Origin of the sequence: Paracoccus sp. PAMC 22219 (genome assembly GCF_000787695.1) — a bacterium.
In the GTDB taxonomy this organism is placed as follows: domain Bacteria; phylum Pseudomonadota; class Alphaproteobacteria; order Rhodobacterales; family Rhodobacteraceae; genus Paracoccus.
This window is the reverse complement of the sequence record NZ_BBPH01000137.1, coordinates 1-9,250: the sequence shown is the minus strand read 5'-3', so window position 1 is coordinate 9,250 and position 9,250 is coordinate 1. Positions and strand designations below refer to the sequence as shown.

15 protein-coding genes are annotated in these 9,250 nt (G+C 68.2%); 3 read left to right on the top strand and 12 right to left on the bottom strand.

From position 1 onward, the window contains the following. The coding region (locus TY51_RS14910) for a flagellar basal body P-ring protein FlgI (RefSeq protein ID WP_042250846.1) at positions 1-715 on the top strand (715 nt) is incomplete at its 5' end. A gap of 3 nt (positions 716-718) precedes the next feature. On the opposite strand, the gene TY51_RS20415 is transcribed toward TY51_RS14910, so the two are convergent. The 11 genes from TY51_RS20415 to TY51_RS14860 form a co-directional block, all read right to left on the bottom strand. Then, on the bottom strand, positions 719-1,183 hold the full coding sequence (locus TY51_RS20415; RefSeq protein WP_197054778.1) for a hypothetical protein: 465 nt from the start codon (positions 1,181-1,183) through the stop codon (positions 719-721). Beyond that, on the bottom strand, positions 1,099-1,668 hold the full coding sequence (locus TY51_RS20410) for a glycosyltransferase (RefSeq protein WP_156118056.1): 570 nt from the start codon (positions 1,666-1,668) through the stop codon (positions 1,099-1,101). Before TY51_RS20410 ends, TY51_RS20415 begins: the two co-directional genes overlap by 85 nt. 61 nt (positions 1,669-1,729) lie before the next feature. Further along, a complete protein-coding gene (locus TY51_RS14900) occupies positions 1,730-2,266 on the bottom strand; it encodes a hypothetical protein (RefSeq protein ID WP_052650283.1) in 537 nt (178 codons plus the stop codon). A gap of 10 nt (positions 2,267-2,276) precedes the next feature. After that, a complete protein-coding gene (gene flgH / locus TY51_RS14895) occupies positions 2,277-3,002 on the bottom strand; it encodes a flagellar basal body L-ring protein FlgH (protein WP_042250844.1) in 726 nt (241 codons plus the stop codon). Positions 3,003-3,013: 11 nt separating this feature from the next. Next, the gene (gene flgA / locus TY51_RS14890) at positions 3,014-3,427 is read right to left on the bottom strand and encodes a flagellar basal body P-ring formation chaperone FlgA (protein ID WP_042250842.1); all 414 of its coding nucleotides are present in this window, start codon (positions 3,425-3,427) and stop codon (positions 3,014-3,016) included. Further along, positions 3,427-4,212: a flagellar basal-body rod protein FlgG gene (flgG, locus tag TY51_RS14885; protein ID WP_042250839.1), complete on the bottom strand. Its 786-nt coding sequence runs from the start codon at positions 4,210-4,212 to the stop codon at positions 3,427-3,429. The genes flgA and flgG overlap by 1 nt, the downstream gene beginning before the upstream one ends. 9 nt (positions 4,213-4,221) lie before the next feature. Further along, positions 4,222-4,938, bottom strand: a complete 717-nt coding sequence (locus tag TY51_RS14880) for a flagellar hook-basal body complex protein (RefSeq protein WP_042250837.1) — start codon at positions 4,936-4,938, stop codon at positions 4,222-4,224. A gap of 1 nt (position 4,939) precedes the next feature. Then, positions 4,940-5,206 carry a flagellar biosynthetic protein FliQ gene (locus TY51_RS14875; protein WP_042250834.1) on the bottom strand — a complete coding sequence of 89 codons (267 nt, stop codon included), beginning with the start codon at positions 5,204-5,206 and terminating at the stop codon, positions 4,940-4,942. Between the two features lie 16 nt (positions 5,207-5,222). Further along, positions 5,223-5,507, bottom strand: a complete 285-nt coding sequence (locus tag TY51_RS14870) for a flagellar hook-basal body complex protein FliE (RefSeq protein WP_042250831.1) — start codon at positions 5,505-5,507, stop codon at positions 5,223-5,225. A 12-nt stretch (positions 5,508-5,519) separates the two neighbouring features. Beyond that, complete coding sequence (gene flgC / locus TY51_RS14865; protein ID WP_042250828.1) at positions 5,520-5,912, bottom strand: flagellar basal body rod protein FlgC; 393 nt, start codon at positions 5,910-5,912, stop codon at positions 5,520-5,522. A 12-nt stretch (positions 5,913-5,924) separates the two neighbouring features. Further along, entirely contained in the window at positions 5,925-6,314 is a 390-nt protein-coding gene (locus TY51_RS14860) for a FlgB family protein (RefSeq protein ID WP_042250826.1), read from the bottom strand. Between the two features lie 99 nt (positions 6,315-6,413). On the opposite strand from TY51_RS14860, the gene TY51_RS14855 reads away from it, so the two are divergent. Together TY51_RS14855 and TY51_RS14850 are read left to right on the top strand one after the other, a co-directional pair. Beyond that, complete coding sequence (locus TY51_RS14855; protein ID WP_042250825.1) at positions 6,414-7,736, top strand: FliI/YscN family ATPase; 1,323 nt, start codon at positions 6,414-6,416, stop codon at positions 7,734-7,736. A gap of 113 nt (positions 7,737-7,849) precedes the next feature. Next, positions 7,850-8,581, top strand: a complete 732-nt coding sequence (locus TY51_RS14850; RefSeq protein WP_042250823.1) for a Crp/Fnr family transcriptional regulator — start codon at positions 7,850-7,852, stop codon at positions 8,579-8,581. A gap of 4 nt (positions 8,582-8,585) precedes the next feature. Here the strand turns inward: TY51_RS14850 and TY51_RS14845 are convergent. Then, positions 8,586-9,250 (bottom strand): extensin family protein (locus tag TY51_RS14845; RefSeq protein ID WP_042250820.1); only part of this gene is annotated, 665 nt, incomplete at its 5' end.

Below are 9,250 nucleotides of genomic sequence, written 5' to 3'. Positions count from 1 at the left end.
CGCGGACGGCAACATCTATGCGGTGGCACAGGGATCGATCATCGCGGGCGGCGTGGCCGCGCAAGGCGATGCCGCCCGCGTGGTCGAGGGCGTTCCCACGACCGGCAGCATCCCGGTCGGCGCGCGCGTCGAACGCGAGGTCGAGTTCGATTTCGCCGGCATCGACGACATCCGCATCGCGCTGCGCAATGCCGATTTCACCACCGCCACGCGGGTCGAGGATGCGATCAACCGCGATTTCAACCGCCAGCTGGCCGTGACGCTGGACAGCGGTACGGTCGTCGTGAACTTTCGCGGCCTGGGCGACGTGAATCCCGCCCGCGTCGTCGGCCGGATCGAGAACCTGCTGATCGAGCCCGAAGACCGTGCCAAGGTGGTGATCGACCACAAGTCGGGGACCATCGTGGTGGGCGAACGCGTGCGGATTTCCCGCGTGGCGGTGTCGCAGGGCAACTTGACCCTGCGCGTCGCCGAGGCGCCGCTGGTGTCCCAGCCCAACCCCTTCGCCCAGGGAGAGACCGTCACCGTGCCCCGGACCGCCGTCGAGGTGAACCAGGAACCCGGCATCGGCTTTGTCGAGGTCGCCGGAGAGACCAATCTGTCGGATCTGGTCGATGGGCTGAACGCCTTGGGGGTGCGGCCGCGCGACATGATCGACATCCTGAAATCGATCCACTCAGCCGGCGCGCTGCATGCGGATCTGATCGTCGAGTAACGATCAGGCCCGCAGGGCGCCGGTCAGCGCCGATAGTGCAAGGGCCGTCGTTCCAGGTCGCGTCTGACGATAGAACCCCCCGCGCCGCATTGCCATCATGGCCTGCGGCCCGGTGCCGTTCAGCATCCGGCCCAGCTGATCCAGTGTCGCCCGGCTGTCGGGCGGAAGATCCAATGGCGTCAGGCTGGCATAGTTGGCCCGCAGCCAGCCCCCGAACTGCCCGGCCATCAGCTTGCGCAGCCGCGCAGTCAGCGCGGGCAGGGTATCGTTGCGCCCAACCTCGGACCGCGGGTGCTGGCGGTACAGCAACCCGGGTTCGGGGTCGTGGATCAGCGTCGCTCCGTGTCCCGCGCTGACCTGATAGGCCCACCAGTCATGAGAGATCACCCCCGCCCGCACCGCGTGCGGCGACGCATGCTGCAGCAACGCCACGGCAGACGGGTTGAAGACCGAGGTGTTGCCCGCCATGCAGGCCTGTACCAGCGCATTGCGGAACCCCAAGGGCCGCAGGAACCGGCGCGATGGGGCCAGGGGGCGCAGGTCGCATCGGTGATGATCGTGCTTGCGGCGTAATGGGCGGGGCCTGCCAGCCCCTGCAGGGCCGCCACGGCGCGCGCCAGCTTGTGCGGCAGCCATTGGTCGTCCTGGTCGCAGAACGCGGCCAGCGCATCGGGGGGCACATGATCCAGCAGCGACAGGAAATTCCGCGTGGCGCCCGCGCGCGGTCCGTCGACCAGCCGCACCTGCCCGGTAGGCCGGTCCGCCGCAAAGCGTTCCACGATCTGCCGGGTTCTATCGGTCGATCCGTCATCCGACACGACCAGCGACCAGTCTGCATGGGTCTGGGCCGCGATGCTGTCCAGTTGCGTGCCCAGATGTGGCGCCCCCTGCCAGGTCGCCATCAGGATCACCACGTGATGCGCGCGCAAAAGCCCCTCCAGACATGCCGACACCCGGGGCGGCTGCTCCGGGTGTCATCGGTTCTGGCCCGAAGGCGCGGCAAGGGCAAGCGGGTCAGCCGGGCTGGCGGGCGATATCCTCGATCAGGACGGCGGTGACGGGGACGTCCGTCGCGGTCTTGGCGGCCTGCAGCAATCCCTCGCGCAGGGTGACAAGGTTGCGGTCCGCGGTGAAGTTGCCGTCGAACCCGCCAGTGTTGGCGTGGATCATCAGCTGGCGCAGCAGCGCATCGCGCAGGGTGTGCTCCTTTTTCGACAGCGCATCGAGGCTGGCGCCGTCTGTCTGCAAGGTCACCGTCAGGATCATCACGTCACGCAGGTCGCCCTGACGCATCAGCGGAACGAAGAACTGGGTGGGGAACTGGAAAAATGCGGCCTCGGCGGGATCACCGCCGCCGCCGTGGTCGTCACCGCCGTGGTCTTCGCCACCGCCGTGACCGTCATCGGCTGGCGCCGCGTCATGACCGTCCGCGCCCGCGGTTTCGGCTGCAGGTTCCGACGGGGACGCAGGCGTCCGCAGCATGTCGCCGCCGAATGCGCCGCCGACCAGGGCCAGCAGAGGCAGGGCGATGGGAATGATTTTCTTGATCACGGGAACACCTTCAATAGGGCAGGACGATGTCGGCGATCTGCTGGCCATAGCGCGGCTGCTGCACATCGGTGATCTGGCCGCGGCCGCCATAGCTGATGCGCGCGCCGGCGATGCGGTCATAGGCAATTTCGTTGCTGCGATCGATGTCGGCAGGACGCACGAAGCCGCTGACGGTCAGTTCGCGCAGCTCGAAGTTCACGCGGACCTCCTGCGTGCCCTGGATCTGCAGCGTGCCGTTGGGCAGCGTGTCCACGACCGTGGCCGCCACACGCAGCGTCAGCTGGTCGCGCCGCGAGATGTTGCCGTTGCCGCGATAGGATGACGACGACGACGCATCGGCCAGGTTGTCGAAGCTGGCGCCCTCGGGCAGCTTTTCGCCAAGGCGCTGCGGGATGCCGACCATCTGCGGGATCGACAGGCTCTCGTTGCTGGAGCGGTTGCGGCCGCTGCTGTTGCTGATCGTGGCCTCGTCGTCGATCTCGATCACGACGGTCAGGATGTCGCCGCGGATCGCCGCTCGCCTGTCGCTGATCAGCGAGGATTGCGTACCGGCCCAAAGGGACGCGGCGGCCTCGGGGCGGCCCGAATCCAGCGGCAGGTTAAGCGGCGGGTTCGTCATCGCCAGGAATTCCTCGGTGTCGCGCGGCGAGGTCAGCTCGGGCGCCTGGCCGATATTGGCGGCGCGCGAACAGCCCGCGGCGGCAAGGGCCAGGCACAGCAGATAGGCGGGTTTCATCGTCGTTCCTCTCAATTGATGATGGCCAGCGTGCCGTCCGGCATCACTTGGGCGGTGACCGTGCTGCGCGAGCCCATGTTCATGACGCGGATCAGTTCGCCCGCGGCGCCGTCCGACATGGCGCGCCCCTCGGTGTCGATCCGCAGCGTGCCGCGCTGAAAGCGCAGGCGCACGATCTGGTTGCGGCCGATCACGCGGGGCGCCTGCAGCATGTTGGCGTGCAGCGGCCGGCCTTCGTAGATGGTGATGCGGGTCTGCATGCCGATCGCGGCGGACGGATCCACAAGGCCGGGCCGGTCGGTGTCGATCACCGTCAGGTCGCCCGCCGCGATCACGTGGCCGACCGGCAGGGTATGGGCCGCGCCCAGGCCGCCCGCGAAGGCCGCCCCCGGCAGCAGCGCCAGCATCAGGATCAGCGCGCGCATCACCGCACCTGCGTCGTCGCGCCGAGCATCTGGTCGGCGGCGGTGATGACCTTGGCGTTCAGCTCGTAGCCGCGCTGCGCCTTGATCAGGTCGGTGATCTCGCGCACCGCATCGACAGAGCTTTCCTCCAGATAGCCCTGGCGCAGGGTGCCCAGGCCGTCTTCGCCGGGGTTCACGACCTGCGGGCCGCCCGAGGCCGCCGTTTCGATGAACAGGTTCGACCCGATCGCCTCGAGACCTTTTTCGTTGGCGAACCCGGCCAGGGTCAGCTGGCCCAGCAGTTCGGGTTCGACCCGGTCGGCGAAATAGGCATAGACCTCTCCGCCGGCGTTGATGGTGATGGCGCGGGCATCCTCGGGGATGGTGATGTCGGGCACGACCGGATAGCCGTCCGAGGTCACGATCTGCCCCTCGGGCGACCGTTTCAGGCCGCCGTCGCGGGTATAGCCCGAGATCCCGGAAGGCAGCGTCACCTCCAGATAGCCGTCGCCCTCGATGGCCAGGTCCAGGTCGCCGCCGGTCTGCGCCAGCGCCCCCTGCTGCAGGTTCACGCTGACCGCGGTGGGGCGCACGCCCAGGCCCAGCTGGACCCCGGCGGGGATCACCGTGCCGTCGGCGGCCGTGACGCTGCCGGGGCGGGCGGCCTGCTGGTAATGCAGGTCCGCGAATTCGGCGCGGCGGGCGTTGTAGCCGGTCGTCGACATGTTCGCGAGGTTGTTCGAGATGACCTCGACGCGGGTCTGCTGTGCGCTCATGCCGGAGGCGGCGATCTGCAGGGCTCTCATGGTGGCTCCTTATCGGGTCATGGCGGTGATCGCGCCGCGGATCCGCTGATCCTCGCGATCCAGGAAGGTCTGGCCCAGCTCGTAGGCGCGCTGGACCTCGATCATGCGGGTGATCTCGAAGATCGGGTCGACGTTGCTGTCCTCCAGAAAGCCCTGGCGGATGCGGCCCTCCTCGACCAGCTGCGGGTCGCCCTCGACGGCAAAGCCCGTGCCGCTCTGGCGGGTCAGGTCGGTGCCCTCGGGCGGGGTGAACAGGCCGATGCGGCCAAAGGGCAGGCCGTTCGACGACAGCGTGCCGTCGGGGCCGATGGACACCGAATTGGCGCCCGCCGGCAGGATGATCGGGGCCTGGCCTTCGTCCAGCAGGCGGTGGCCGTCGGCGGTCATCAGCTCTCCCTCGGCCGAGGGGATGAAGGCGCCGGCGCGGGTCAGGCGCAGCCCGTCGGGCGCCTCGACCAGAAAGAACCCCTCGCCCTCGATGGCCAGGTCCATGCTGTTGTTGGTCTGCGTCAGCCCGCCCTGCTGCAGGTCCAGCAGGCGGCCGCGCGCATGGGCCATCGACAGCGTGTCGCCTTGGCGGTCCAGCGCGGAGAGGTGTTCGGCAAAGATCACGCCCTCGCGCCGGTATCCGGTGGTGTTGGCGTTGGCGATGTTGTTGGCCACGACGCGCATCTCGGCCATCAGGCCGGATTGTCGCGACAGGCTGGCATAGATTGCGTTGTCCATCTCAGCTGCCCGCGATCATGGGAATGATTTCGCCCAGGTAGAAATCCGCAAGGGCGGTGGTCATGAAGCTCATCGAGACCCAGAACACGACCAGCATCAGCCCCACCTTGGGCACGAAGGTCAGCGTCATCTCTTGGACCGAGGTCAGCGCCTGGAACAGGCCGATCACCACCCCCGCGATCAGCGCGACCCCCAGCAGCGGGGCCGAGATCCGCACCGAGATCAGCAGCGCCTGGCGCAGCATGTCGAAAAGGACCGTTTCGCCCATCACACACCCCCGTTCATCACACGGGCATCCGCAGGATTTCCTGGTACGCCTCGACGACCTTGTCGCGGATGGCCACGACCGTGTTCATGGTCAGCTCGGCCTCGGCGATGGTCTGGACCAGCTGCTGGGTGCTGGTCTGGCCGGTCATCGAACCGGCGGCGACCTGGTCGACCTGGGCCATCTGGGCGGCGAAATCCTCGGCCGCCTGACCCACGCGGGCCAGGGCTTCGGATCCCTGCTGGGGGGCCACGGCGGTGCGGGCGGCGGAATAGGCGTTGGCGGCGTTCAGTCCGGAAATCATGGGTCAGCCTTTCTAGCGGCGAAGGAGGTCAAGAAGCGACCCGCTCATCTGGCGGGTCTGTTCGAACATGCGCAGGTTGGCCTCGTAGCTGCGGCCCGCCTCGCGGGCGTCGGCCAGCTCGATCACCAGATCGACGTTGGACCCGTCGTAATAGCCGTCCTGGTCGGCCATCGGATGCGCCGGGTCGTGGATCTGCGGCAGCGTCGACTGGTCCAGCCGCATGCGGCCGGCCTGGACCTCGCCCGTGGGGCGGCCGAAACGGACGGCCTCCTCAAACGCCACCAGCTTGCGGCGATAGCCGGGCGTGTCGGCGTTCGCGATGTTTTCGGACGTGTGGCGCAGGCGTTCGGTCTGCGCACGCATCCCCGACGCTGCCATGCGCAGCGGTGAAAGCGGATCGGTCATGATGGTGTTTCCTTACCTGCGTCCCAGGCTGGACCGCAGCAGGTCCAGCCCCGATCGATAGATGGCCAGCGATCGGTCATGGTGGCTCTTGACCTCGGCGGCGCGGACCATCTCCTCCTCCAGCGACACCGAGTTGCCGTTCGGAGACACGGGCCCCGCGACCTCGATCACCCGCGCCCCGCCGGGGGACCATTGCGGGCTGTCCAGGTGGCGGGCGTTCGACACGCGCAGCGTGCCGCCATCCTCGGCCCGCCGATAGGTTTCGGCAAAGGGTTGCAGGTCGTGCGCCCGGAAACCGGGCGTGTCGGCATTGGCGATGTTGCGCGCCACCTCGATGTGGCGGGCCTGCGTGTGCTGGCCCATGGCGCGGGCCATCCGCAGCATTTCGATCTTCTCAAACATGAGGCTTCTCCTCAATCTCGATAAACCCGGTCTTAACCCCAATTGGTTTAGAAACCGTTTCAGCCGCCGGATTTTCGACACGCGGCGAAAGGAGATCGGATGGACAAGCTTGAATCGATCGCGCGCCGGCTGTCGCAGCTGCGTCTGGCCACGCATTACGGGCGGGTTCAGTCGATCCGCGCGGGCCTGATCGCCGTCGAGGGGCTGAACGGGCGTGCGTCGGTGGGCGATCGGGTGCGAATCGCCCTGCAATCGGGCGATCTGGGCGGCGAGATCGTGGGCCTGTCGCCCCGCACCGCCCAGATCCTGCCCGAAGGCCCGATCGAGGGGTTGTCGGTCGGCGCCCAGGTCCAGCTGGATTTCGCGCCGCGAATCGCCCCCTGCGACGCGTGGATCGGGCGGATCATCGACCCGTTGGGACAGCCCCTGGACGGCCGCCCGCTGTCCCACGGCCTGACGCATCGCAGCTTTCGTGCCGATGCACCGCCCGCGGCGACACGCAAGCGGCTTGGGGCGCGGCTGGCCACGGGGTTGGCGGTCTTTGACACGCTGCTGCCCATCGTGGCAGGCCAGCGGATCGGCCTGTTCGCCGGGTCGGGTGTGGGGAAATCGACGCTTCTGTCGCAGATGGCGCGCGGCGTGCAGGCCGATGTCGTGGTGATCGCCATGATCGGAGAGCGCGGGCGCGAGCTGCGCGAGTTCGTCGAAAGGACGATGGGCTCCGAAGGCATGGCCCGCGCGGTGATCGTCGCGGCGACCTCGGACCAGTCGCCGCTGATCCGGCGACGCTGTGCCTGGGCCGCGATGGCGGTGGCCGAGCATTTCCGCGATCAGGGCCGCCACGTGCTGTTCCTGGCCGATTCGATCACCCGCTTTGCCGAGGCGCATCGCGAGATTGCGCTCGCCGCGGGCGAACCGCCCAGCTATCGCGGCTTTCCCCCGTCGGTGTCCAACCTGATCATGGCCCTGGCCGAACGCGCCGGCCCCGGTCCGGAAGGCGCGGGCGACATCACCGGTATCTTCAGCGTGCTGGTCGCGGGGTCCGACATGGAGGAGCCGGTGGCCGACATCCTGCGCGGCACGCTGGACGGGCATGTGGTGCTGGACCGCACCATCGCGGAACGTGGCCGTTTTCCAGCGGTCGACGTGGTGCGGTCGGTGTCGCGGTCGCTGCCCGACGCCGCCAGCGCGTTCGAGAATGCGGCCATCGGGCGCGCCCGGGCGGCGCTTGGCGCCTATGCCGAATCAGAGCTGATGATCCGGGCGGGCCTTTATGCGCCCGGATCGGACGCCAAGCTGGACGAGGCGGTGCGCCTGTACCCGCAGCTGGACGAGTTCGTGACCCGCCGCTGTCCGGACATTCCCGGCAGCTTTGCCGCGTTGGACGCCGCGCTTCGCCTGCCGATGCGGGCGCGGGCGTGAAACCAAGGGATGGCTGGCCGCGTTGGCTTAATCAATGTTAGAACGCGGGGGGCGGCCATTGCGTCCAGAATCCCGATTTGCAACTGTCCGGCTGCCTTAGAAGGAGGGGCGGAATGGCGATAACCGAATATTTTATCCGCTTCCTTCAACGGCGTGACAGCCTGCCCGAACGCGATCTGGCCCGCTTGCGCGCCTTGCGCACCCAGCATGTCAGCTTCGCCCCCGGAGAGGTGATCGTTCCGGTCGACCGGGTGGCGAAACGCAGCTGCATGATGTTGCGCGGCATGTCGGCACGGTCTCACCGGCTGGTCGGGCGGCCCGATGAACGCGTGATCACCGCCCTGCACGTGCCCGGCGATTTCGTTGATCTGCACGGATTCGTTCTGGCCGGGCTGGAGCATTCCGTCGTGGCCGTCGGCGCCGCCGAGGTCGAATTCGTCGACCATGACGAGCTGGTCGAGATCACCGAGAACTTTCCGCACCTGACCCGCCTGCTGTGGATGGCCACGCTGATCGACGCGGCCGTGCACCGGCAATGGCTGGTCGCGGCGGCATCACTGCGGTCCAGCGCGCATCTGGCCCATCTGCTGTGCGAGGTCTATACCCGCCTGAACGCAGTCGGGGCCGCGGCGGACCACCAGTTCTCCCTGCCGCTGCTGCAGCGGGAACTGGCGGACATCCTTGGCTATTCGCCCATCCATGTGAACCGTGCGGTGCGCGATCTGCGTGACCGCGGGTTGCTGCGCTGGTCGGGGGCGGACGTGTCGATCCTGGACTGGAAGGGTCTGGCGATGCTGGCCCGGTTCGATCCGACCTATCTGGACATGGAACGCCAAAGCCGCTGAGGCGTCATTCGCACAGCCGCCAGCCGCCGTTCCGCGCCGCCATGTCCAGATGCAGGTGGTCGTCATGCGCCGCGTTCGATCCCGGTCCCAGGACCGTGGTAAACAGCAGGCATCCCGTGCTTTGCGCGGCGCGCTGAAAGCTTTCGGCAGCATCGCCATCGCCTTGGCGCGGCTGGACCAGGACCGGTTCGCCGTCGCCGAACCGGAACCCCATCACGTCGATCGCATTGCCATATCCGTGTTCCGATGGTTTCGGATCGGCATCGCCGGTACCCACGCGGTCGCGGCAGGAATAGGCGGGGCCGGTCTCCAGCGCCGTCAGGCGGGGCGTGTCGGGCAGCAACCCCGCGGCGGGCTGCAGGAAATCGCGCGTCCACAGGGCCAGCGACAGCGCAGCCTCGCAGCGCATCACCGGCTCGCCCGACAGGGCGACGTCGGGCAGGATGCGGCTGACCTGCAGCGGGCGGGCGATGCCGCAGTCGCGGTTGTCCGGGTCGGTGACGGGGGGCTGCGGGCGGAACTGTGCGCCCATCACCGACAGCGCCAACCGACAGGCGTCGTATTGCGCGTCGGTCCCGGACAAGGTGAACCACACCGGCGGGGGCGGCGGGCCAAAGGGCTGCGCCGCAGGCTGGTCGGTCGCGGGTTCATCAAGGGCGGATTCGGTCG

Bases quoted from the DNA above. Each gene is read 5' to 3' on its own strand.
- TY51_RS20415 (WP_197054778.1), bottom strand. From the start codon at position 1,183: ATGGCGGGCAACACCTCGGTCTTCAACCCGTCTGCCGTGGCGTTGCTG.
- flgH (WP_042250844.1), bottom strand. From the start codon at position 3,002: ATGAAACCCGCCTATCTGCTGTGCCTGGCCCTTGCCGCCGCGGGCTGT.
- flgA (WP_042250842.1), bottom strand. From the start codon at position 3,427: ATGCGCGCGCTGATCCTGATGCTGGCGCTGCTGCCGGGGGCGGCCTTC.
- flgG (WP_042250839.1), bottom strand. From the start codon at position 4,212: ATGAGAGCCCTGCAGATCGCCGCCTCCGGCATGAGCGCACAGCAGACC.
- TY51_RS14880 (WP_042250837.1), bottom strand. From the start codon at position 4,938: ATGGACAACGCAATCTATGCCAGCCTGTCGCGACAATCCGGCCTGATG.
- TY51_RS14875 (WP_042250834.1), bottom strand. From the start codon at position 5,206: ATGGGCGAAACGGTCCTTTTCGACATGCTGCGCCAGGCGCTGCTGATC.
- TY51_RS14870 (WP_042250831.1), bottom strand. From the start codon at position 5,507: ATGATTTCCGGACTGAACGCCGCCAACGCCTATTCCGCCGCCCGCACC.
- flgC (WP_042250828.1), bottom strand. From the start codon at position 5,912: ATGACCGATCCGCTTTCACCGCTGCGCATGGCAGCGTCGGGGATGCGT.
- TY51_RS14860 (WP_042250826.1), bottom strand. From the start codon at position 6,314: ATGTTTGAGAAGATCGAAATGCTGCGGATGGCCCGCGCCATGGGCCAG.
- TY51_RS14855 (WP_042250825.1), top strand. From the start codon at position 6,414: ATGGACAAGCTTGAATCGATCGCGCGCCGGCTGTCGCAGCTGCGTCTG.
- TY51_RS14850 (WP_042250823.1), top strand. From the start codon at position 7,850: ATGGCGATAACCGAATATTTTATCCGCTTCCTTCAACGGCGTGACAGC.